Origin of the sequence: Bacillus sp. Marseille-P3661 (genome assembly GCF_900240995.1) — a bacterium.
Lineage (GTDB): Bacteria > Bacillota > Bacilli > Bacillales > Bacillaceae_J > OESV01.
In genome coordinates, this window is record NZ_LT965954.1 from 152,159 (window position 1) to 176,481 (window position 24,323).

Annotated in this window: 25 protein-coding genes; all 25 read right to left on the bottom strand. The window is 36.1% G+C overall.

Going from position 1 to position 24,323, the window contains the following annotated elements:
- Positions 1 to 12: 12 nt before the first annotated feature.
- The 25 genes from fliF to C1724_RS11760 all read right to left on the bottom strand — a co-directional run bounded on the left by fliF (position 13) and on the right by C1724_RS11760 (position 24,281).
- Complete coding sequence (fliF, locus tag C1724_RS11640) at positions 13 to 1,596, bottom strand: flagellar basal-body MS-ring/collar protein FliF (RefSeq protein ID WP_102346948.1); 1,584 nt, start codon at positions 1,594 to 1,596, stop codon at positions 13 to 15.
- 224 nt (positions 1,597 to 1,820) lie between these two features.
- On the bottom strand, positions 1,821 to 2,129 hold the full coding sequence (gene fliE / locus C1724_RS11645) for a flagellar hook-basal body complex protein FliE (RefSeq protein ID WP_102346949.1): 309 nt from the start codon (positions 2,127 to 2,129) through the stop codon (positions 1,821 to 1,823).
- Positions 2,130 to 2,143: 14 nt separating this feature from the next.
- On the bottom strand, positions 2,144 to 2,593 hold the full coding sequence (flgC, locus tag C1724_RS11650) for a flagellar basal body rod protein FlgC (RefSeq protein ID WP_102346950.1): 450 nt from the start codon (positions 2,591 to 2,593) through the stop codon (positions 2,144 to 2,146).
- Positions 2,593 to 2,979 (bottom strand): flagellar basal body rod protein FlgB, encoded by a 387-nt coding sequence (flgB, locus tag C1724_RS11655; RefSeq protein ID WP_102346951.1) that lies wholly within the window; start codon positions 2,977 to 2,979, stop codon positions 2,593 to 2,595. The genes flgC and flgB overlap by 1 nt, the downstream gene beginning before the upstream one ends.
- Positions 2,980 to 3,249: 270 nt before the next feature.
- Positions 3,250 to 4,029 (bottom strand): GTP-sensing pleiotropic transcriptional regulator CodY, encoded by a 780-nt coding sequence (codY, locus tag C1724_RS11660; protein WP_102346952.1) that lies wholly within the window; start codon positions 4,027 to 4,029, stop codon positions 3,250 to 3,252.
- 227 nt (positions 4,030 to 4,256) lie between these two features.
- Positions 4,257 to 5,651 carry an HslU--HslV peptidase ATPase subunit gene (gene hslU / locus C1724_RS11665; RefSeq protein WP_102346953.1) on the bottom strand — a complete coding sequence of 465 codons (1,395 nt, stop codon included), beginning with the start codon at positions 5,649 to 5,651 and terminating at the stop codon, positions 4,257 to 4,259.
- A 12-nt stretch (positions 5,652 to 5,663) separates the two neighbouring features.
- Positions 5,664 to 6,203, bottom strand: a complete 540-nt coding sequence (gene hslV / locus C1724_RS11670) for an ATP-dependent protease subunit HslV (protein WP_102347901.1) — start codon at positions 6,201 to 6,203, stop codon at positions 5,664 to 5,666.
- 334 nt (positions 6,204 to 6,537) lie between these two features.
- Complete coding sequence (gene trmFO / locus C1724_RS11675; protein WP_102346954.1) at positions 6,538 to 7,845, bottom strand: FADH(2)-oxidizing methylenetetrahydrofolate--tRNA-(uracil(54)-C(5))-methyltransferase TrmFO; 1,308 nt, start codon at positions 7,843 to 7,845, stop codon at positions 6,538 to 6,540.
- Positions 7,846 to 7,907: 62 nt separating this feature from the next.
- A complete protein-coding gene (gene topA / locus C1724_RS11680) occupies positions 7,908 to 9,986 on the bottom strand; it encodes a type I DNA topoisomerase (RefSeq protein ID WP_102346955.1) in 2,079 nt (692 codons plus the stop codon).
- A 354-nt stretch (positions 9,987 to 10,340) separates the two neighbouring features.
- Positions 10,341 to 11,207 (bottom strand): DNA-processing protein DprA, encoded by an 867-nt coding sequence (dprA, locus tag C1724_RS11685; RefSeq protein ID WP_102346956.1) that lies wholly within the window; start codon positions 11,205 to 11,207, stop codon positions 10,341 to 10,343.
- Positions 11,208 to 11,286: 79 nt separating this feature from the next.
- The gene (gene sucD, locus C1724_RS11690) at positions 11,287 to 12,189 is read right to left on the bottom strand and encodes a succinate--CoA ligase subunit alpha (protein WP_102346957.1); all 903 of its coding nucleotides are present in this window, start codon (positions 12,187 to 12,189) and stop codon (positions 11,287 to 11,289) included.
- 18 nt (positions 12,190 to 12,207) lie between these two features.
- On the bottom strand, positions 12,208 to 13,368 hold the full coding sequence (gene sucC, locus C1724_RS11695; RefSeq protein WP_102346958.1) for an ADP-forming succinate--CoA ligase subunit beta: 1,161 nt from the start codon (positions 13,366 to 13,368) through the stop codon (positions 12,208 to 12,210).
- Positions 13,369 to 13,599: 231 nt separating this feature from the next.
- Positions 13,600 to 13,896 carry a FlhB-like flagellar biosynthesis protein gene (locus tag C1724_RS11700; RefSeq protein ID WP_180994246.1) on the bottom strand — a complete coding sequence of 99 codons (297 nt, stop codon included), beginning with the start codon at positions 13,894 to 13,896 and terminating at the stop codon, positions 13,600 to 13,602.
- Positions 13,893 to 15,221, bottom strand: a complete 1,329-nt coding sequence (locus tag C1724_RS11705) for a hypothetical protein (RefSeq protein ID WP_102346959.1) — start codon at positions 15,219 to 15,221, stop codon at positions 13,893 to 13,895. Before C1724_RS11705 ends, C1724_RS11700 begins: the two co-directional genes overlap by 4 nt.
- A gap of 47 nt (positions 15,222 to 15,268) precedes the next feature.
- The gene (locus C1724_RS11710) at positions 15,269 to 16,042 is read right to left on the bottom strand and encodes a ribonuclease HII (RefSeq protein WP_102346960.1); all 774 of its coding nucleotides are present in this window, start codon (positions 16,040 to 16,042) and stop codon (positions 15,269 to 15,271) included.
- 1,986 nt (positions 16,043 to 18,028) lie between these two features.
- Entirely contained in the window at positions 18,029 to 18,898 is an 870-nt protein-coding gene (ylqF, locus tag C1724_RS11715) for a ribosome biogenesis GTPase YlqF (RefSeq protein WP_102346961.1), read from the bottom strand.
- Positions 18,899 to 18,938: 40 nt separating this feature from the next.
- Positions 18,939 to 19,487, bottom strand: a complete 549-nt coding sequence (lepB, locus tag C1724_RS11720) for a signal peptidase I (RefSeq protein WP_102346962.1) — start codon at positions 19,485 to 19,487, stop codon at positions 18,939 to 18,941.
- Between the two features lie 120 nt (positions 19,488 to 19,607).
- Positions 19,608 to 19,952, bottom strand: a complete 345-nt coding sequence (gene rplS / locus C1724_RS11725) for a 50S ribosomal protein L19 (protein ID WP_102346963.1) — start codon at positions 19,950 to 19,952, stop codon at positions 19,608 to 19,610.
- Between the two features lie 132 nt (positions 19,953 to 20,084).
- The gene (gene trmD / locus C1724_RS11730) at positions 20,085 to 20,819 is read right to left on the bottom strand and encodes a tRNA (guanosine(37)-N1)-methyltransferase TrmD (RefSeq protein ID WP_102346964.1); all 735 of its coding nucleotides are present in this window, start codon (positions 20,817 to 20,819) and stop codon (positions 20,085 to 20,087) included.
- On the bottom strand, positions 20,816 to 21,331 hold the full coding sequence (gene rimM, locus C1724_RS11735; RefSeq protein WP_102346965.1) for a ribosome maturation factor RimM: 516 nt from the start codon (positions 21,329 to 21,331) through the stop codon (positions 20,816 to 20,818). The genes trmD and rimM overlap by 4 nt, the downstream gene beginning before the upstream one ends.
- A gap of 15 nt (positions 21,332 to 21,346) precedes the next feature.
- The gene (locus C1724_RS11740) at positions 21,347 to 21,736 is read right to left on the bottom strand and encodes a YlqD family protein (protein WP_102346966.1); all 390 of its coding nucleotides are present in this window, start codon (positions 21,734 to 21,736) and stop codon (positions 21,347 to 21,349) included.
- A gap of 216 nt (positions 21,737 to 21,952) precedes the next feature.
- Positions 21,953 to 22,180, bottom strand: coding sequence for a KH domain-containing protein (locus tag C1724_RS11745; protein ID WP_102346967.1), 228 nt, complete (start codon positions 22,178 to 22,180; stop codon positions 21,953 to 21,955).
- A 13-nt stretch (positions 22,181 to 22,193) separates the two neighbouring features.
- Positions 22,194 to 22,466: a 30S ribosomal protein S16 gene (gene rpsP / locus C1724_RS11750; protein WP_102346968.1), complete on the bottom strand. Its 273-nt coding sequence runs from the start codon at positions 22,464 to 22,466 to the stop codon at positions 22,194 to 22,196.
- Positions 22,467 to 22,592: 126 nt separating this feature from the next.
- Positions 22,593 to 23,936, bottom strand: a complete 1,344-nt coding sequence (gene ffh, locus C1724_RS11755) for a signal recognition particle protein (protein ID WP_102346969.1) — start codon at positions 23,934 to 23,936, stop codon at positions 22,593 to 22,595.
- A 12-nt stretch (positions 23,937 to 23,948) separates the two neighbouring features.
- Positions 23,949 to 24,281, bottom strand: coding sequence for a putative DNA-binding protein (locus C1724_RS11760; RefSeq protein ID WP_102346970.1), 333 nt, complete (start codon positions 24,279 to 24,281; stop codon positions 23,949 to 23,951).
- Between the last annotated feature and the right edge of the window lie 42 nt (positions 24,282 to 24,323).

The following is a 24,323-nucleotide window of genomic DNA, read 5'->3' on the forward strand; positions in this document are numbered from 1 at the left end:
TTCTACTTCCCCCTAATCTTCTGCTAACCACGAACGTAACAATTTAGCAAACTCATCCGGTTTTTCTTTCGCCATTTTTTCTAATTGCTTTCTTCGTGCGACAGTTTCTGTTTCTAACTCTTGATTAACATCAGGAATATCAAATGATTTAGGCATAGTGTCTATAATATCTTCAGTTAATTCATCTTGCTTTCTATTACGTCTTCGAATAAACATTATGATCCCAATAACTATAGCTAAAAGCACTAGTAATCCTGTAATAATTAACGCAAGGTTATTTCGGAGCGTGTCCATCATTGTTAATTGTGGCGTCGTTGACGGCATACCAGCAAATTCCTGCCAAGTAACATTAATTCTCCCATTTAAATCAGCATTTTTATCTGAAATTGTAGTTCTAATGATCCCGTTTAACATATTTTCTATTTCAGGTGTTAATGATTGCATTGTTTGTTCATCTAAATCGGTACTGTCGATCGCTACTTGTATACCAAGGTCTTCTACTTTATACGGCGATCCAACTACTGTCTCTTTTATCCTGCTGACATCATAATTTATTCTTTCTTCGATGTTTTCATATTCTCCATTATTTCCATTTTGCTCAACATAACCGGGTGTATCTGTCTCACCAGTACCGACCGGTCCACCAACGGTCTCACCATTACCAACAAATGATTCTGTGATTTTTTCGGCGCTGATTGCAATGCCCTTCATATTTTCTTCATCGACAGGTTCAATAATATCTCTCACACTATTGACCTTGGATGAATCAATACGAGCAGTAACAGTTGCTACTACCTTCTCTCTCCCCATCATCAAACCTAACATTTGCTGTACCTGACGTTGGATGTCTTGTTCTATTTTCTTTTGAATTTGATATTGATCAGAAAAATTAACGTCAGCGTTCTCCTGACTTGACGCAAATAAATTATTTTTATCTAGATGCTCAAAATATTGATTCGTAATGACGATATTCTCTATAGGTAAGTTTGCAACACTTTTGGAAACTAGATGATAAAGACCTTCTATCTGTTCGTCTTTAAATTGGTACCCTGGTGTTTGATGGATTACAATTGATGCTGAAGCAGTGCCTTGTTCTTCTCCAATAAAAACACTTTGTTGAGGTAAAGATATCATTACCTCTGCATCATCTACTCCTTCAAATCTTTTAATTAGCCTTTTCAATTCACTTTGAACTGCAGCATTTTTTCTCATTTCAAACTCTTCTTGGGTAATACCGAAACCGCCTTCTCCGAAAGAGGAAAAATAAATTTCACCACTATTTGGAATTCCTTCTGCTGCTAAATCTACTTTTAAAGAATCGACTAGAGCTTCAGGAACTAATATCGAAGTCCCCCCACTTGTGATTTCAGATGTGATCCCTCTTGAATCTAGCGTCGCTTTTATTTGTCCTGTCTCTTGAGGGGATAGATTGCTGTATAGTGGAACGAGATTCGGTTTTGAAGCAAAAATTGAAACGAGAACAATTATAGCAATAATCGAAAGGGTTGATGCAATCATGATTGTTTTCTGCGTTTTCGTTCTTGCCTTCCAAAAATCTATTACTTTATTTTTATAATTATCTATCTTCTCGTTCATATTGTCCCCCAGCTTATCAATTCATGCATTTATCCTCTGTATTTAAATTAATATTTATATATATTTAAGTTTTATCATCTGTTAAACCTACTGAAAAAGGGAATAGGATTTAGCCAACGCTAACCGAGCCGCTTTATTAAGAGCTTTTCCTATCAGATTTCGGTAAAGTAAACCTTTAATTAAATTATCAGTAGGGTAAACCACCCTACTGATGTATAAGTACTCTAGATTTGCATTCTCATTATCTCTTTATATGCCTCTACGACCTTATTTCTAACTTCTATAGCCGCTGTACGTGTTACACTTGCTTTTTGTGCAGCAATCATTACTTGATGCATATCTGTAATTTCACCTTTTATAAACTTTTCTGTCGTTTTATCTGATTCTATTTGTGTTTTATTCAGATCATTGATCGCATTATTTAAAGCGTGTGTAAATTTGTTGTGCGCTTCAGCAGGTGTTAATTTTTGATTAGCTCGTTTCGGTACTATATTAACGTTTTGAACGGGGTTAAACATCGATATACGATCCATATCATCCAACCTCCTTATTTACCAATTTCCAATGCTTTCATTAACATTCCTTTTGTTGCATTGAAAGCCGTCACATTTGCTTCATAAGATCTGGTCGCGCTCATTAGGTCCACCATCTCTTTTAAAGGATCAACGTTAGGCATTGCAACATAGCCTTCATTATTTGCGTCAGGATGTTCAGGATTGTACACCATCTTCAACGGTGTTTGGTCTTCAGTTACTTTTCTAACACGAACACCATGACCAGGTGATGATTCTCCTACTGCTTTGTTTAATAAAGTACGGAATGAATTTTCTGTCGGTTCAAATTCAACAATTTTCCTTCGATATGGTTGCCATTCACCATTCACAAAAGTAGCTCTTGTTGTTTCTGCATTTGCCATGTTAGATGCGATTACATCCATTCGAAATCGTTGCGCTGTTAATGCAGAGGCAGAAATGTTCATACTATTAAATACACGCATTAGCCATTCGCCCCTTTCAACGCTTCTTTTAGGCCATTAAATTTACTATTAAGTCGATCGGCAATTAAATTATAGTAAATTTGATTTTGGGCCATTTCCGCCATTTCTTTATCAATATCAACATTATTGCCATTATGATTATATGAAGTGTTAACTTGTGAACGGATTTGAAATGAAGAACTACTATGTGTAAAATCGATATGTTTTTCATTCAAACGGTGTGCTTTCAAAGTTGCATTTTCTAATTCTGTTTTAAAACTAACAGTTCTCGCTTTGTAATTTGGTGTATCTACATTCGCAATATTATTTGCAATGACTCTTTGCTTTGTTGCTGAATATGCTAAAGAATTCTCTAATAAATTTATCGAATTAGAAAATAGTTTCATATGATTTCCCCACCTTACGTCCTATTTTACTATGGGTTAATTACAATTGATAAAAGTAAATGTTTCCACGTTTCTATTAACATCAAATCAGAAAAAATAAATAGACTCTGTAAATACAATCATGTTTATTATAAATGATTTACTGATAAAAAATAACATAATTTTATAAATATCGACAAACTGTAACAAAAAACACTAATAAAGACCTATAAAAGTGCGACAAAAAAACGAGCACTTCATCGAATGCGACAAAGTGCTCGTTTTCTTATTTTAGCTAGTTTTTAACTTTGAAAGTTCAACTAGGAATTTATCGTTAAGTACTTTAATATATGTACCCTTCATACCTAATGAACGAGATTCAATTACACCAGCGCTTTCTAATTTACGTAATGCGTTAACTATTACAGAGCGGGTAATTCCTACACGGTCCGCGATCTTACTCGCAACAAGTAATCCTTCATTTCCATCTAATTCTTCAAAAATATGCTCTATCGCTTCAAGCTCACTGTAAGATAAAGAACTAATAGCCATTTGTACTACGGCTTTACTTCTTGCCTCATCCTCTATTTCTTCAGCTTTTTCACGAAGTATTTCCATACCTACAACTGTAGCACCATATTCAGCTAAGATTAAATCATCATCAGAGAACGTTTCTTGGACTCTTGCTAGTATCAATGTACCAAGGCGCTCCCCACCACCATTGATAGGGACTATTGTTGTTAAGCCAGATTGAAATAATTCCTTATTCTCAACAGGGAAAGCAGTATACTCACTTTCAATATCTAAATTAGGTGAAGTTTCCGTTACATTAAAAAGATTATTAGTGTATTCTAATGGAAATTGTCGTTCACCTAACATTTTTTTCATTCGCTCATTTTCTATTTCCTGTTTGATAGCAAAACCTAATAATTTACCACGACGGCTAACTACATATATATTAGCCGAAATAACATCACGTAACGTTTCTGCCATTTCTTTAAAATTTACAGGCTTACCACCTACTCGTTGAAGCATTGCATTAATTTTTCTTGTTCTATCTAGTAATTTCATTTTTCATCCTCCTAAAATTGGTTCCTGTTTTTTCTCGACGGAAGTCTTTTTTTATATCTGTATAGTCAAGCACCTAGCCGCCCATTTTACATGTACTCTTCTTAATAGGGTCGCGACTACCTATTGTAAGAATGCATCCTCCAAAGAAAATTGGTTGGCCTATCCAACACTCAAGAAAATCGTACTAGAAAGGACCTTCCCAGATTTCCGACCGGGTACTATCATTTTTATAAAATATATTGACTTAAATCTTTATTTCTTGCAATTGTACTTAATTTTTCTTCTACATATTCTGGAGTAATCGTTACTTTTTCTAGTGTTATATCTGCCGCTTCAAATGAGAGGTCTTCTAATAAACGTTCAAGAATTGTGTGTAATCTTCTAGCTCCAATATTATCGGTATCTTGGTTAACTTCAAATGCAATTTTCGCAATCTTATGAATAGCATCGTCAGAAAATTCAACTTTTATACCTTCAGTTTCAAGTAATGCTTTATATTGTTTTAATAAAGCGTTGCTCGGCTCAACTAGAATACGAACAAAGTCGTCTACAGACAAACTAGTAAGTTCTACTCTAATCGGGAATCTACCTTGTAGTTCTGGTATTAAATCAGAAGGCTTTGCCATGTGGAACGCTCCTGCAGCAATGAATAAAATATGATCAGTTTTAACCGAACCATATTTCGTTACCACAGTTGAACCTTCAACAATAGGCAGAATATCACGCTGTACGCCTTCTCTTGAGACGTCCGCTGAATTTTGATTTTTCGCAGCTATTTTGTCTATTTCGTCTAAAAAGATAATACCCATTTGTTCAGCTTTTAAAACCGCCTCTGCAGTAACCTCGTCCATATCTATTAACTTATTTGCTTCATCCTGCGTCAGCACTTTTCTCGCTTCTCGTACTGTCAATTTTCTTTTCTTTTTCTTTTTAGGCATGAAGGAACCGAAAACATCTTGCATATTCATCCCCATCTGCTCCATACCAGAGCCTTGCAGCAAGTCAAACATTGATTGCTGTTGTTCCTCAACCTCGACTGTTACTAGATGATCTTCCAACTCACCAAGAGCTAGCTGATGTCCAACTTGTTTTCTTCTTTGAGCTATGTCATGATCATCACTTTGATAATCGTTTTCTGGTTGTTGATTTTGTCCACCAAATAACATCTCTAATGGGTTTTTATATTGTGTCTGTTTCTGTTTTGAAGGAACAAGCAAATCTACCAGGCGCTTATTTGCATTTTCCTCCGCTTTATAACGAACACTTTGCATTTTCTCTTCTTTAACAAGTCGTACTGAAGTTTCAACTAAATCCCTAACCATTGATTCAACATCACGACCAACATAGCCAACTTCTGTAAACTTTGTAGCTTCAATCTTTATGAAAGGAGCCCCAACTAATTTCGCTAGACGTCTAGCTATTTCTGTCTTACCTACACCTGTTGGTCCGATCATAAGTATATTCTTAGGCGTGATTTCTTCTCGGAGTTTCTCATCTAACTGGCTACGTCGATACCTGTTTCTTAATGCAACAGCAACAGCCTTTTTGGCCTTATTTTGACCTACAATATACTGATCTAACTTTTCAACTATTTGTCGTGGAGTTAACTCTTTACTCATTATTGTCCCTCCCCATCAAAGTTCTTCAACGATGATATTGTTATTTGTAAAAACACAAACCTCTCCGGCAATTTCCAATGCGGACCTTGCGATATCCTTCGCTGACATAGCATCACCAGCATAGCGTTTTAAAGCTCTTCCAGCAGAAAGCGCATAATTACCACCTGAGCCGATTGCTAAAATACCATCATCTGGTTCAATAACCTCACCCGTACCAGAAACTAATAATAAATGTTCTTCATTCATAATAATAAGCATAGCTTCTAATCTTCTAAGTACTTTATCGCTGCGCCATTCTTTTGCCAATTCCACAGCCGCTCGCTGGAGATTCCCATTATATTCGTCTAATCGACCTTCAAATTTCTCGAATAAAGTAAATGCATCCGCAACAGATCCTGCAAATCCAGCAATTACTTTGCCGTTATATAATTTACGAACTTTACGGGCTGAATGTTTCATTATTACTGAATTTCCTAAAGTTACCTGCCCATCACCTGCCATTGCACAATTACCCTTGTGATGGATTGCAAAAATCGTGGTGGCATGAAACGACATATCCATTAAAAAAAGCCCCCTAATCCAATATTTATTTTTTCCATATTATAAACTTATGCAATATTTTCATAATTCATTTTATGTTTTTAGTAGACAATTCTTTATATGTATTAAATTCGATTCATAAACCGTTTTAGTTTCACATAGGAAACAGCAGCAATTTATATGTTCCCTTGCTGCTGAGTTTCTAAACATATTATAACGTTTTAACATAATACAGTAAAAAAATCGAATTGCTTCATTAAATGAAGACTATTCAAACTGTTTTATTCTCGCAGGGCTACTAAATAGTATCATAAAAAAGTTGTTTTATGCAATCTCTTTAATAAGTTATTCACAAATTATTCACAAAATTCTGAATCGAGGTTAAAGCGCGTTCAGCATGTTTTTCATTTCGTTCTTGCTTATTTTTAATTTTTACAGGTAATTCTGGGAAAAGACCAAAGTTTGCATTCATAGGCTGAAAGTTTTTTGAATTAGTTGTAGTTATATAGTGTGCCATACTACCCATTGCTGTATCTATTGGGAAAACTACTGTTTCTTGATTATGAATAACCTTAACAGCATTTATTCCTGCGATCAAACCTGATGCAGCAGATTCAACATACCCTTCAACACCAGTCATTTGTCCAGCGAAAAACAGTTGCTCACGATTTTTCAATTGATATGTGGGCCTTAGAAGGCTAGGAGAATTTATAAACGTATTTCGATGCATAACACCATAGCGGACGATTTCGGCATTCTCTAACCCAGGAATTAATCGAATTACTTCTTTTTGAGCGCCCCATTTTAAATGCGTTTGAAAGCCAACTATATTATACAATGTTCCTGCTGCATCATCCTGACGTAGTTGTACAACAGCAAAAGGTCTTTTACCTGTACGAGGATCCTCTAAGCCCACCGGCTTTAACGGTCCAAAAAGCATCGTCTTTTTCCCACGATTAGCCATTACTTCGATTGGCATACACCCTTCAAAAAAGATCTCTTTTTCAAACTCTTTTAACGGAACCGTTTCACCGCTCGTTAAAGCTTCGTAGAAAACATTAAATTCTTCCTCAGTCATCGGACAATTTATATAAGCTGCCTCACCTTTATCGTAACGTGATTTCAGATAAGCCTTGTCCATATTGATGCTATCTTTCTCGATAATTGGTGCAGCGGCATCATAAAAATAGAAATAATCCTCACCTGTTAATTCTTTAATTTGTCCTGAAAGGGCAGGTGATGTTAATGGGCCTGAAGAAATGATGGTTGTCCCAGTTGGTATTTCCTTCATTTCTTCAGTTATTACTTCGATATTAGGATGATTCTTGATTTTATCTGTAACCTTTTCAGCAAATTCATGACGATCTACAGCTAATGCACCACCTGCTGGAACAGCGCATTCATCTGCACACTGAATAATAATCGAATTTAGTTTTCTCATTTCTTCCTTTAAAACACCAACAGCATTTGTTAATGTATTAGCTCTTAAAGAATTACTACAAACTAACTCTGCAAATTTATCTGTGTGATGTGCTGGAGTTTGTTTTACAGGTCGCATTTCATATAGGTGAACCTTTGCTCCACGGTTGGCGGCTTGCCAAGCCGCCTCACTTCCCGCTAATCCCGCACCGATAATTGTAATATGCTCTTGATTCATTGGAACCCCTCTTTCTGAAATTTGATTTTTATTAAGGAGTTCAGCATTCCAAGTATTAACATCTATTCCTGTGCCTGTTCCTTATAATCACAACTTGTGCATTGTACTTGAACACCTTTTTTTGACTTTTTCTCTACTAACAAGCTATCGCATTTAGGACATTTACGTGCTATAGGCTTATCCCATGAAAGAAATTCACACTGTGGATATTGGTCACATCCAAAAAATATTCGTTTCTTCTTGCTTTTTCTTTCAATAATATTACCTTCCTCACAGGTTGGACACTTAACCCCAATTTCCTTTACAATAGCTTTCGTATTTCTACATTCCGGAAAATTAGAACAGGCCATAAATTTACCGAATCTACCCATTTTGTAAACCATACCATGACCGCAATTCTCACAATCCTCGCCTGCAGGTTCATCTTTGATTTCAACCTCTTGCATTTCTTTTTCAGCTACACTTAGCCGCTTTTCAAAGTCTCTATAAAATCCATCGATAATTTGAACCCAATCTGCTTGCCCATCCTCAATTTGGTCTAAGCTAGATTCCATCTTCGCTGTAAATTCTAGGTCTAATATTTCGGGGAAAAACTCCATTATTAATTCCAAAACAATCGTACCTAGCTCCGTTGGTATAAAACGCTTATTTTCAAGTGCAACATACCCGCGTTTTTGAATCGTATCTAGTGTTGGTGCAAAAGTTGATGGACGACCAATTCCAAGTTCCTCTAAAGTTTTTACCAGCCTTGCTTCAGTATATCTTGGTGGCGGTTGTGTAAAATGTTGTTTCGGGTCAATGTCGGTTGATTGAACATTCATACCTTCTTCAATATCAGGGAGCAATCGATCTTCATCATTTATATTATCATCATTTCCCTCGATATATACTTTCATAAACCCCGGAAACTTTACCTTAGAACCATTTGCTCGAAATATAACACCTTCATTGAGTAAATCAACTGTCATGGTATCCATAATAGCAGAAGCCATTTGACTAGCAACAAAACGCTCCCATATTAATCGATATAATCGCAACTGGTCTCTACTCAACACATTTTTAAGACTATTTGGTGTCCTTAATGTTGAGGTTGGACGAATTGCTTCATGCGCATCTTGTGTGTTCGCTTTTTTTTCGTCTTTACGTGCTGAGACAGCCGTATATTCTTTCCCATATTCTGATTCAATAAAACTTTGTGCTTCAGTTTGAGCTGTTTCAGATATCCTTGTTGAATCAGTTCTCATATAAGTGATAAGACCGACCGTTCCTTCTGTACCAAGATCGATACCTTCATATAATTGTTGAGCAATCATCATTGTCTTTTTAGCACGAAAGTTTAATTTCCTCGCTGCTTCTTGTTGTAATGATGATGTTGTAAAAGGTGCAGCTGGATTTCTTTTTCTTTCCTTTTTCTTTACTGATTCGACTTTAAAACTTTTATCTTTAAGCTTGCTAATAATCTCGTTTACTTCTGATTCATTTTTTAAATCTTTTTTACTGCCATCGACACCGTAGAAATACGCCTCAAATGGCTCTCCATTCACTTCGAAGTTTCCATTAATTGTCCAATATTCTTCAGGCTCAAATTGTTCTATTTCTTTTTCACGGTCAATTATTAATCGAACTGCTACGGATTGAACTCTTCCTGCACTAAGTCCTTTCTTCACTTTCTTCCATAATATAGGACTTATATTGTAGCCTACTAATCGGTCTAATATCCTTCTCGCTTGTTGAGAGTTAACTAGATCCATATTTATTGATCGTGGATGTTTAAAAGCCTCTTTAATTGCATCTTTTGTTATTTCATTAAAAACCACACGACAGTCAGAATGCTCGTCAATGTTAAGACTATGAGCGAGATGCCAAGCAATAGCTTCTCCTTCTCTATCGGGGTCAGCCGCAAGATAAATTTTCTTTGCTTTTTTTGCAGCTGTCTTTAATTCCTTCAAAACTGGACCTTTACCACGAATCGTAATATACTTTGGCTCGTATTGGTATTCACTTGTGTCAACACCCATTTGACTTTTCGGTAAATCCCGAACGTGCCCCATAGAAGCCTTTACTTTATATTTTCGACCAAGATATTTTTCAATTGTTTTGGCTTTAGCCGGTGATTCTACAATTACTAAATAATCTGCCATTCACATCTTCCCCCTAAAGAGGTAATTAAATAGTTTTAAGCTGCCTGTCAGTTTTTAAAAAAACTATTTATTATTATCCATTAATAAATTATAACTTGCTCAAAATCACCTTATGTTTATTATTAATCGTTAGTAGAATTTTCAATTTTATTATTTTACATAATTTTATACTTTAAGTTAAATTAAAGATGTTAAAAAAGTAAAATAAAATCTTCACTATTATTAAATACTTTTCATGCTTTTGTCAAACATCATTTCTCAAATTATCCAATTTAATGTATATTTTTATAAATTTGATACTTAATTTATGAATAATTTTTCAAAAATATTTTTAAATTACATGCTGCAACTACTCTAAATCTCAGTTAATATATCGCTTGAGTTTAAGACTAGCTTTGCACCTTGTTGGATTAAACGATTTGTGCCTTGGTTGGTAGGTTCGAAAATGGATCCTGGAACAGCAAACACTTCTCTTCCTTGTTCCAGTGCTTGATCTGCTGTTATAAGCGAGCCACTTCGGTCTTTTGCTTCAACAATTAAAGTACCTTTTGATAATCCGCTTATTATACGATTTCGTAATGGAAAATGCCACTTTTCAGGTTTTTTATTAGGTGGAAACTCTGATAACAGAAGATGATTCATTGAAAGGTAATCAGCAAGATTTCTATTTTGTGAGGGATAAATATGATAAAATCCTGAGCCTAGGACTGCAATCGTATAACCATTTTCAATTATGGCAATCTTATGTGCCGCAGTATCGATACCAATAGCAAGTCCACTAACAATTGTCCAATTTTTTTGTATTAAAGGTGGTAGTAACGCCTTTACAGCTTGATAGCCATATTGAGATGGTTTTCGAGTACCTACTACACCTATACAATTGCTTTCTAAGAGGAGTTTCTTCCCCTTTGAGTACAATACCCATGGTGGGTCATAGATTCCCTTTAAAAGGGCTGGATAATCTGCATCAAATATTGTAATAATTTCAATACCTTCCCTTTTGTACTGGTCGATTTGCTTTTGAAAAGAAGTTGAGTGTAAATCATTATAAAAAAGTTGTGACTGATGGGGATTCATATGAAAAAGCTGAGGAAAATCATGTTGTTTTAATAGAAAAATAGTCTGGAGAGTGGAATCATATTGGAAAAATTTAAAGATAAGTTTCCAGCCAACACCACTACACGAGTGGATTTGAATCAATCGTTCTTTGATATTTTCCATAACTGCCTCCGCGATTAGTTATTTAAAACAAGCTCACCCTACAAAGGTGAGCTTGTTTGTTACTTATCGAAAATACTAATTACAAGTTTTTACACTTCTCGTATAAGCCTTTATCCTTAAGAACTGAGATTAACGTTTCTCCCATTACAGACGGAGTTTCTGCAACTTTAATACCACATTCGTTCATTACTTTAATTTTTTCTGCTGCAGTACCTTTACCACCTGAGATAATTGCACCAGCATGTCCCATACGCTTTCCTGGAGGAGCAGTTTGTCCACCAATGAAACCTACTACAGGTTTTGTCATATTAGCTTTTACCCACTCAGCTGCTTCTTCTTCAGCTGTTCCACCGATTTCACCAATCATGATAACAGCTTCAGTTTCAGGATCTTCGTTGAATGCTTTTAACACATCGATAAAGTCAGTGCCGTTTACAGGGTCTCCACCAATACCTACAGCTGTTGATTGACCAACGCCAGCTTGTGTTAATTGATGAACTGCTTCATACGTTAAAGTACCAGAACGTGATACTACGCCAACATAACCTTTTTGGTGGATATATCCTGGCATGATACCAATTTTACACTCGCCTGGAGTAATAACACCCGGGCAGTTTGGACCAACTAAACGAGTTTTCTTACCTTCCATATAACGCTTAACTTTAACCATATCTAATACAGGAATATGTTCTGTAATACAAATTACAAGATCAAGTTCTGCATCTACACCTTCTAAAATCGCATCTGCTGCGAATGGAGCAGGTACATAAATAACTGAAGCATTAGCGCCAGTAGCTTTAACTGCTTCTTCAACTGTGTTGAATACAGGTACACCTTCAACTTCAGTGCCACCCTTACCAGGTGTTACACCACCAACAATTTGTGTTCCGTATTCCAACATTTGTTTTGTGTGGAATAAAGCTGTCGATCCAGTAATACCTTGAACTATAACTTTCGTATCTTTATTAATAAAAACACTCATTCGTGCCCCGCCTTTCTACTACTTTACTAGTGATACAATTTTTTGTGCGCCGTCAGCCATAGAGTCTGCAGCCGTAATATTTAGACCAGAATTGTTTAAAATCTCTTTACCTGCATCAACGTTTGTACCTTCTAAACGAACAACAAGTGGTAATTGTAAACCTACTTGTTTTGTAGCTTCAACAACACCTTCAGCAATTACATCACATTTCATGATACCGCCAAAAATGTTAACGAAGATACCTTTCACGTTTTTATCAGATAGAATAATTTTGAATGCTTCTGTAACTTTTTCTGCAGTCGCACCGCCACCAACGTCAAGGAAGTTAGCCGGTGTTCCGCCGTAGTGATTAATTGTATCCATAGTAGCCATTGCTAGACCTGCACCGTTAACCATACAACCAATGTTTCCGTCTAAAGCAATATAACTTAAGTCAAACTTAGATGCTTCAATTTCTTTTGGATCTTCTTCATCTAAATCGCGATATTCTAAAACATCTTTTTGGCGATATAAAGCGTTAGCATCAAAGTTTAGTTTTGCATCTAGCGCCATTACATTTCCGTCACCTGTTACAACAAGTGGATTGATTTCAGCGATTGAGCAATCTTTTTCTACAAATGCTTGATATAAGCCCATCATGAACTTAACAGCTTTGTTAACTAATTCTTTAGGGATATTAATATTAAACGCAAGACGACGTGCTTGATAGCCAGTTAAACCAACAACTGGATCAATCACTTCTTTGAATATTTTTTCAGGAGTAGCTTCAGCTACTTCTTCAATCTCAGTTCCGCCTTCTTCAGAAGCCATCATAACGACACGTGAAGTTGCACGGTCTAAAACAAGACCTACATAATACTCCTTCTTAATGTCGCAGCCTTCTTCAATCAGTAAACGTTTTACTTCTTTCCCCTCTGGACCTGTTTGATGTGTTACAAGCGTTTTGCCTAGAATTTCTTCTGCATACGCGCGAACCTCATCAAGATTTTTTGCTACTTTAACTCCCCCAGCTTTACCTCGGCCACCTGCGTGGATTTGAGCTTTAACAACTGAAACAGCTGAACCTAACTCACGTGCTGCCTCAACAGCTTCCTCAACAGTGAAAGCAACCTTTCCATTTGGAACTGCTACTCCATATTTTCTGAGGATTTCTTTTCCTTGATACTCGTGGATATTCATTCTCCATCCTCCTATCGTATGTATAGACATAAAAGACTACTTTGTTATTGTATAGTAGTTTGTCATCCAGTGTCTATATTTCTGCAAAAATGTAATAAATCCTGCTGTTAAATTATATTATATTTAGTTAAGAATTTGAATTCAAAGTGGACTAATTTTATAAAAAAAGTAAAAAAAGTGTGATTTTTCCCGATGAATTCACACTTTTTTCCATTTATTGTCCAGTATTTACTATTCTTTTCCATTATCTGCCGATTCTATGTTTTGATCGATTTTGTAAATAAAGGCAAAAATTTCTGCTACAACTTGATAAAGCTGCTCAGGAATCGTTTCATTTATTTCCAACTGACTAAGTAACTCCACTAACGATGGATCTTCCTGAATGGGAATATCATGCTGTTTAGCTTTCTCAAGTATATTTTCTGCTACAATTCCTTTGCCCTTTGCGATAACTTTAGGCGCTATATCACTCGAACTATCATAAGATAGTGCTACCGCTTCCTTTTTTTTATTAACAGGAAAAATCATACTCTATAATCCACCCCTGTAATAATCGGATTAATTGCTTTTATAGCTGAAACATCGGTCAAACCCTTAGAATCATGCTCTGTTTTCAATATCTTTAAACTTGATAATGTATAGTCATATACCTTTAATCTTTCTTTTAGAATGTTGTCGTATCTTTTTACAAAAATCTTTAACATTGGATTTTCGTTATAGATTTGGATACTTACAATTCTATTTTGTACGTGTACATCGACAACAGTATCTTTTATATTCTCTAATTGTAAGTAAAACAAAATTCGGCAATAGTCTGGGTCAATTTGTCCGTTTTTTTGTTTTTTTCCTGTCCATTGCATCGATAAATCCGTCATGTGCTTTCCTACCACTATTGGTAGTTGAAAAGCTATTTGATGTACTAGTCCATTTTGCTCGGACGCAAGTATTTGCATTCCTGTAACTCGATTAAGTAAATGTTCTAATTTATCTCTTAAAGACTGTGAAACCTCTTCTTGTACGACCGACAATAAGGCCGGTTTAAGTTCTTGTAGTTTCAGATCTGTCTTATTAGGAGCACTAATAATATCATGTTCAAATTGAAGTCCAAGTTGCCGTAGCAAAAGCTTGATTGTTTTAGCAGCTGTTTCCCCAGCTTGCAAATCCATTTTTGGATCAAGTCCATTTAAATCTTCTTGTTGACCTACCTGGTTCAGTAAACTTCCTAAGACATTTTTAAACTCATTAATTGAACGCGAATTATAATCGCTTTGTCGCATCATTGCTAGAATTTTAAATAATTCTGATGAAAGTGGTTCGTCTGATAGCGCCGCAAGGATACTATTAAACACAGTATTTGTGAGCGGTAAATCTCTAGTTAAAGTTATCTTTATTGCTTCGAGCACTTTAGGTAAATCTTCCGATTGCTTTAGCCACTGTGAGACCTTATTTAAGATATCTGTTGTAACTGGAAGTTGGTTCTCAACTAAAAATCGAATAAGCTGGTGATTTTCTTTTGTATTCAAAAGTCCATACTGCCTTATCAGCTGAGTAATTGGTGCTTTAGCTAGATCTGCTTTTTCATTTGCATTGGCTTGAATCGGGTCAGCTATTAATTTCAACTCTACTATTTCCTCATTTGAGACAACTTGCAACCAATATTTTTCATTCAAATTTAACGGGGCATCTAGCTTAGCTTGAATCTTAATCCCGCCTACTTGAACTAAGGCAATATCATCAGGAAAAGTCTTCAGCACGTGACCGTTTAGAATTTGCCCGACTGTAAACTTAAGTGCTTTAGCTTGATTTAAGTTTTCGCTAGTTAACCATAATGGGAGTTTATTAAAATTAATCATTATCTCAAATGCCTTTCTTTGCTTGTTCTTTTTTCATAGAACAAAGGTTAGCTTACTATAGTATGTTGTTTGATTGGTGCAAAACTGCAGCGATGTTCTTCTATAATGCCTAATTTTTCAATTGCCTCTAGATGTGCAGCAGTTCCATAGCCCATATGTTTTTCAAAGCCATATCCCGGATACTTGGTTCCTAATTCTTTCATATAGCGGTCTCTGGTAACTTTTGCAATGATAGAACTTGCTGCAATCGAAATACTTTTTGAATCGCCTTTAATTATCGATTTTTGTGGAATTGCAATCGGTATTTCCATCGCATCTGCCAATATGTATTCAGGTTGAATTGCTAAAGACTCAATAGCACGTTTCATGGCAAGCTTTGTTGCTTCATAAATATTAACTGTATCAATCTCATTTACAGATGCAAAACCAATTCCAACACTAATTGCTTTTTCAATAATTATTTTATATAATTCTTCTCTTTTAGTTTCAGATAATGCTTTTGAATCATTTAATCCAGGCAAATAAAAGTCCTCTCCAAGAATGACAGCAGATGCTACCACCGGACCAGCGAGTGGACCTCGACCAACCTCATCTACACCAGCAACATAATATATATTGTTTTTATACAATTCTTTTTCATAAAAAGACATTGCATTAAATTGTTCATGTAATTGTTGTTGAGCAATTTTATTCTTTAACCATCTTTTTACAAGTAATTGAACACCTTTCCGATGATCAGATTTTAGCTTATGCAATAGATCTTCGTCTATGGTGGTTGATTTGCTTAAAAGCTCTTCTATTTCTTTAATTGTTTTTTCCAAGGTATTTCACAACTTTCTATTCTTAATGTTATCTCTTATATCGACATATTATCAAAAAAATAAAGGCACTTTTTAAATTTAGTTAGACGGCTTAAGAGGTAGTATAAATTTACATTTCAAGATCCTAGATTTCTGACTTACCCATGTTGGTGTGCCCATTAATGAGTCTTCGGCAATTCATGGGTTAGAAATCACTGCTGAGTCGGCTGCTTTTAATGATAGGCTGCCCACGAGTCAGTATTCGTTACTGTTTCTGACTCGTTTTGAGGATTTTGACGTGCCTCAGTCAGAATTCCTTGCTCATTCTGACTCGTTTTGAGGATTGGGCCGCTTATGAGTCAGAATTCACTGCTGATTCTGACTCGTTTTGAGAATTTTGACGTGCCTCAGTCAGAATTCCTTACTCATTCTGACTCGTTTTGAGGATTTTGACGTGCCTGAGTCAGAATTCACTGCTGATTCTGACTCGTTTTGAGAATTTTGACGTGCCTCAGTCAGAATTCCTTACTCATTCTGACTCGTTTTGAGGATTTTGACGTGCCTGAGTCAGAATTCACTGCTGATTCTGACTCGTTTTGAGAATTTTGACGTGCCTCAGTCAGAATTCCTTACTCATTCTGACTCGTTTTGAGGATTTTGACGTGCCTCAGTCAGAATTCCTTGCTGATTCTGACTCGTTTTGGGAATTGGGCCGCTCATGAGTCAGAATTCACTGCTGATTCTGACTCGTTTTGAGGATTGGGCCGCTTATGAGTCAGAATTCACTACTGATTCTGACTCGTTTTGAGGATTTTGACGTTCCCGAGTCAGAATTCCTTGCTCATTCTGACTCGTTTTGAGAATTTTGACGTGCCTGAGTCAGAATTCCTCGCTGATTCTGACTCGTTTTGAGGATTGGGCCGCTTATGAGTCAGAATTCACTACTGATTCTGACTCGTTTTGAGAATTTTGACGTTCCACAGTCAGAATTCCTTGCTGATTCTGACTCGTTTTGAGGATTTTGACGTGCCTGAGTCAGAATTCACTGCTGATTCTGACTCGTTTTGAGAATTTTGACGTGCCTCAGTCAGAATTCCTTACTCATTCTGACTCGTTTTGAGGATTTTGACGTGCCTCAGTCAGAATTCCTTGCTGATTCTGACTCGTTTTGGGAATTGGGCCGCTCATGAGTCAGAATTCACTACTGATTCTGACTCGTTTTGAGAATTTTGACGTGCCTGAGTCAGAATTCCTCGCTGATTCTGACTCGTTTTGAGAATTTTGACGTGCCTCAGTCAGAATTCCTTACTCATTCTGACTCGTTTTGAGGATTTTGACGTGCCTCAGTCAGAATTCCTTCCTCATTCTGACTCGTTTTGAGGATTGGGCCGCTTATGAGTCAGAATTCCTCGCTCATTCTGACTCCTTTTGAGGATTGAGCTGCTCACGAGTCAGAATTCCTTGCTCATTCTGACTCCTTTTGAGGATTTTGACGTTCCCGAGTCAGAATTCCTTGCTCATTCTGACTCGTTTTGAGGATTTTGACGTGCCTCAGTCAGAATTCCTTGCTCATTCTGACTCCTTTTGAGAATTTTGACGTGCCTGAGTCAGAATTCCTCGCTCATTCTGACTCCTTTTGAGGATTGAGCTGCTCACGAGTCAGAATTCCTTACTCATTCTGACTCGTTTTGAGGATTTTGACGTGCCTGAGTCAGAATTCACTGCTGATTCTGAGTCGTTTTGAGAATGTTGACGTGCCTCAGTCAGAATTCCTTACTCATTCTGACTCGTTTTGAGGATTTTGACGTGCCTGAGTCAGAATTCCTTGCTCATTCTGACTCGCTTTGAGAATTGGGCCGTTCACGAGTCACGCTTCCTCGCTCATTCTGACTCCTTTTGAGGTTTGGTCTACTCACGAGGTAAGTTATCAAACTTATGCCGAATACACAAGAGTTTAATTTTAAAAGACCAAATCGCAAACGCGATTTGGTCTTTTAAAAAGTAGTCTTATTTTCCTTCTTGTTCAATTTCTTCAGGTACTTCAAAAGTTAATCGACCAAGTCTCCCTGACCGCAGATCCCTTATAATGACCTCAGCTGTTTTATCATAATCGATATTGCCACCGGTCATTAAACATCCTCTGAATACACCAATTTGATCAAACAATTCCACCATCTCAGTTGAAATTGTATTTAATTGGTATCGATCCTTTAAATTATCAGGATATTCTTTTGATAAAAATCGCAAAGCATACACGACTATATCTTGAAGGTCTAATATAGTCTCTTTGATAGCTCCGGTAACAGCTAATCGGTAACCCACTTCTTGATCCTCAAATTTCGGCCAAAGTATACCAGGTGTATCCAATAGCTCAAACTCTTTTCCAACTTTTATCCATTGTTGACCCGTTGTTATACCTGGTCGGTCGCCAGTTTTAGCAATCGGTTTATTAGCAAGTCTATTTATTAAAGTAGATTTCCCCACATTTGGTATCCCAACAATAAGCGCTCTAATAGCTCGAGGATTTTTAATACCTTTAGCTTTCATTTTATCAAATTTGTCTTTTACAAGCTCCTTACTAGCTGCGATAATACTTTTCATATCGTCTTTTGTTTGTGAATTAATTGCTAAACATTTAAATCCTTGATTTTCAAAATGAGCTATCCATTCTTGAGTTTTTCGCGGATCAGCTAAATCTGCTTTATTTAATAATACAAGCCTAGGTTTATTTGTCGTAATTTCATCAATCATAGGATTTCTAGAAGATTGTGGTATTCTAGCATCTACTAACTCAATTACAACATCAATTAACTTTAGTTTTTCAATAACTTGGCGTTTTGCCTTTGCCATATGCCCTGGATACCATTGAATTGTCATATTAACACCTACTTTGCATCAGGGTAATTGGTATACACTGCTATTTAATTATCTGAAAATCACTTAATGGCCAATATACAATATTGGTTTCACCAATAATTTTATCCATTGAAATCGTTCCAATAATTCTGCTATCTTTACTAAATCTTCTGTTATCACCTAGTACAAATAGATGACCTTCTGGAACCTCTGATAAACCCGTAACTTCCTCAAGTGTAAAATCATAAGTTAAAGTGCCGTTAGCTTCTTTTTTATATTGGTCCAAATAGGGTTCATCAATAGGCTCCCCATTTATGTATAAAATATCATCCTTATAGGCTACATGATCTCCTGGTAATCCAATTACCCGTTTTATATAATCTTTGTCTTCCGTTGCTTCAAATACGACGATGTCGAAACGATCTGGGTTACCAATTTTATAACTAATTTTATTAACGATCATTCGATAATGATCATGTAAGGTTGGCATCATTGATAAGCCGTCCACAACGATAGGAGCAAATAAAAAATATCTAATAACAGCTGCTAAGATTATGGCTATTCCTAGTGCCTTAATCCATTCCCACACTTCATTTTTCCCTTGGGACATAAACGTTTCCTCCAAAAAAAGAAAATGATTGAAATATTTATAATATCATTATAAGTACAGGTTAAAATTGTAGCCAGTTGGAAAAAAGGAGCTTGATTATCAAGCTCCTTTTTCATCAAATTATCGGATTTCTTTAATACGAGCTGCTTTACCACGAAGATTACGTAGGTAATAAAGTTTCGCACGACGGACTTTACCGCGACGCATAACTTCAATCTTCGCAATTTTCGGTGTATGCACTGGGAATGTACGCTCAACACCTACTCCGTAAGATACCTTACGAACAGTAAATGTTTCACTGATTCCACCACCACGACGCTTAATAACAACACCTTCGAACACCTGAATACGCTCACGAGTTCCCTCAACAACTTTTACGTGTACACGTAATGTGTCACCAGGACGGAACGCAGGAAGATCGCTCTTTAATTGTTCTTTAGTGATATCTTCAATTAACTTTTGCATCGTTTTCACTCCTTCCACACAGATGCTCTTGTAGATTTATAATCTTCATATACAGCGGAACATCGTTTTAAAACCTGAACAAGTTCAAGCCACAAGAAATAATATAACATAAACAACTACTTGTTTCAAGAGCTATTTATTGTTCATGAACTCTTCAATCCACTTTTTTTCAATATCTGTTAACTCACGTGTATGTAATAAATCAGGTCGTCTAATAAAAGTTCTCCTTAAGGACTCTTTGGCGCGCCATTCCTCAATGTTTTTATGATTACCGGAGAGCAAGACATCCGGTACCTTCAATCCACGAAAATCTGCAGGCCTTGTATAGTGAGGATGTTCTAACAATCCACTACTATATGAATCACATGGTGCTGACTCAGTATTACCTAAGGCGCCAGGCAAAAGTCTCACAACACTATCTACAATTACCATACTTGCTAATTCTCCACCTGTTAATACAAAATCACCAATCGAAATCTCATCAGTAATGATATGTTGACGAATTCTTTCATCATATCCTTCGTAATGTCCACAAATAAATATTAAATGCTCTTCCTTTGAAAGTTGTTCAGCTTTTTTTTGAGTATATCGCTCACCTTGTGGACACATAAGAATAACCCTTGGCTTTGTGGTCAGCCCCGCTGTTAAATGGTCAACTGCATCGAAAATGGGTTGTGGTGTTAATACCATACCAGCCCCCCCACCATATGGGTAATCATCTACTTTTTGATGCTTATCCTCAGAAAACTCACGGAAATTGTGGACATTATATGTAACTATGTCACGTTCTTCAGCTTTTTTTAATATCGATTGTCCAAAAATCCCTGTAAACATATCTGGAAATAGTGTTAAGATATCTATCTTCATAGTAATCCTTCCATTAAGTGTACGGTAATTTTTTTATTTTTTATATCTACATCTTTTACAACATCCTCTATATAAGGAAGTAAAAGTTCTTTTCTATCCGGCGTCTTTACAACCCAGACGTCATTTGCTCCTGGAGATAGTATTTCTTTTATTACTCCTAATAAAGCCCCGTCATCTTCACTAACTACATCGCACCCGATGATTTCGTGGTAATAATACTCATCTTCATCCAACTCTGTCAATTCGTTTTCACTTATTTTCAACATATTGCCTTTAAACCTTTCCACATCATTTACATTGTCATAACCTTCAAATGTAAGTAAATGAAAATTTTTATGAAGGCGATGTGATGTGACTGTTAATGGCAGCAGTTCACGAGTTTCTAATTCTACAAACAGAGCACTGCCTTCTTTAAATCTTTCTTCAGGAAAATCAGTGGAAGCGATTACCCTGACCTCTCCTCTAACACCATGTGTATTTACAATCTTGCCAACATTATAATATTTAGACATTTCTATACCACCATTCTACCGGATTTCATGGATTATCCCATCTTTAATAATGATTGTTCCGCCTTTCATTATTTCTTCCCAATTATCACCCTCGTTAATTTCCACGATACTTTGCACCTCAGTATCGTTAAGTTCACTACCTAGTGGTAAAAGTTCAAGCTGCTGCACCTTAAATTGCACCAAATTATATTGTTCCTGTCTACCAGAAATCTCTTTTTCAATTTTACCGATATTATTACTATTTCCTGCTGCCTTCACTGATTTCTCCAATTTCTTTTTTACAAAACGAAACTGCTCAATTTCTTTATTCAGTTGATTAAGCTGAGCTTGAAACTTTTCGTGCATATATTGTTTACTTTTTCCGGTTAACAACTGTTTTACGACTACATTTTTTAGTATTTTCATTTTCCACCTCACTGAAACTAGTCGTTATTTATTAATGATGTACACAAAACTAACGAAGTTTCAATATTAAATCTAGGCTTGATCAAAGTTAATAAACAAGAATGTGCGAGCTGAGATTGATTAACTTGCTATTGTTCAGTTACGGGTGACAATCTTAAAAGTATATTAAATGTTCAAATCTCTACAAAAAAAGGGAGAGGTAATTTACCTCGCCCTTTACATAATTTCAAGATTAATTCGTTTACTTTCATTGTTTGCAGCAGCATACACTACTGCACGAATAGCTTTTGCTACTCGACCTTGCTTCCCTATCACTTTTCCTACATCATCTTTATGAACGGTTAAGTTATAGGTTATTTTACGATCATCTTCAGTTTCGCTAACTTTAACATCCTCAGGATAGTCAACAAGCGGTTTAACAATCGTTTCGATTAATTCGATCATAGTATCACACAACTTACTTAGATTGTTTTAAGTTGTGGAATTTTTCCAAAATGCCTTGTGAAGAGAATAAGTTACGTACTGTATCAGATGGCTTAGCACCATTTTGTAACCATTTTAATGCAGCTTCTTCATTAAGATTAACTTCAGCTGGCTTAGCTACTGGATTATAAGTACCAATCTCTTCAATGAAACGTCCATCACGTGGTGAACGAGAATCAGCTACTACTACACGATAAAAGGGAGCCTTTTTTTGTCCCATACGCTTTAAACGAATTTTTACTGCCATTTTAAATGCACCTCCGAGTATATTTCACACATTTTCTAATATTATCAATTTCTGTTTAGGTTGTAAAGTGAAAATTATTGACACCAATAAAAAATTAATAAATTGGCTATATTTAACAACTCTCTTTTACATAAAAGGAAGTTTGAATCCCTTTTTCTTACCTTTTGCATTCATATTTGTCATTTGTTTCATCATTTTTTTCATATCTTCAAATTGTTTAAGTAAACGATTAACCTCTTGAACTGTTCTACCTGAACCTTTTGCGATTCTTTTTTTACGACTTGCATTAATAATTTCAGGCGTGATTTTTTCTTGTTTAGTCATCGATTGAATAATCGCCTCGACATGACTAATTTGTTTCTCATCAACTTTTAAGTCCTTTAATCCTTTAATTTTATTAGCACCAGGTAGCATGCCAAGCAAATCGTCAAGGGGACCCATATTACGAACTTGTGCTAATTGATCTAAGAAATCATCAAATGTGAAGCTCATTGTTCGCATTTTTTGCTCAAGTTCCTTTGCCTTTTCCTGATCAACATTGGCTTGAGCTTTTTCAATCAATGTTAGAACATCACCCATACCTAGAATACGAGATGCCATTCGTTCTGGATGAAAATCTTCTAGTTGATCTAATTTTTCTCCCATACCTACAAACTTAATCGGTGTATTCGTGACTGCTTTAATTGATAAAGCTGCTCCACCACGTGTATCACCATCAAGTTTTGTAAGAATAGCACCTGTTAGGCCAAGCTGTTCATTAAAGCTTTGAGCAACATTAACAGCATCTTGACCTGTCATTGCATCCACCACTAGGAAAATTTCATCAGGTTTAGCTAACTCTTTAATCTGCTTTAACTCATCCATCAATGTTTCATCAATGTGGAGACGACCAGCAGTATCAATCAGAACATAATCCTGGTGATCTTCCTTTGCTTTTAAAATTGCTTGTTTTGCAATTTCAACAGGACTAACTTGATCTCCTAAAGAAAACACCGGCATATTCAATTGTTTCCCAAGTGTTTCTAGCTGTTTGATTGCTGCAGGACGATATATATCAGCAGCTACAAGTAGTGGATTACGATTGTACTTTTTTCTAAGTAAATTCGCAAGCTTGCCGGTCGTAGTTGTTTTCCCTGCACCTTGCAATCCAACCATCATGACGACAGTTGGTGGACGGTTACTTACAGCGATTTTGCTTTGTTCGCCACCCATCAATGCAGTGAGTTCTTCCTGTACTACTTTTATAACCTGCTGACCAGGAGTTAAGCTTTTCATGACTTCCTGACCTACAGCTCTTTCCTTCACTCGTTTCACAAAATCTTTGACCACTTTGAAGTTAACATCTGCTTCTAAAAGTGCTAATCGCACTTCTCGCATCATTTCATTAACATCATCTTCGGTCACTTTCCCTTTGCCACGAATACGTTGGATCGTACTTTGCAGTCGGTCGGCTAATCCCTCAAAAGCCATAGTTGCTGCCTCCTAATCTAATTTCTCAAGGGTTTCAATTAACTGTGTAATTGCATCCCTATTTAACTCTTGCTCATTCAAGTGAATCTTAAGTTTTTGTAAAAGTTCTTGTCTTTCTTGGAATCTTTTAAACAAAAACAATTTACTTTCATAATCTTCAAGCATGGATTCAGTACGTTTTATATTATCATAAACCGCCTGTCTAGAGACATTAAACTCCACAGCAATTTCACCAAGGGAATAGTCATCCAAATAATAGAGTGACATATAGTTTCGTTGCTTTGATGTTAACAACGATTGATAAAAATCAAATAGATAATTCATCCTCGTTGTTTTTTCAAGCATACAAAGCCCCCCCTTGTTAAGTGAATTCCCTTTACAGTTTTA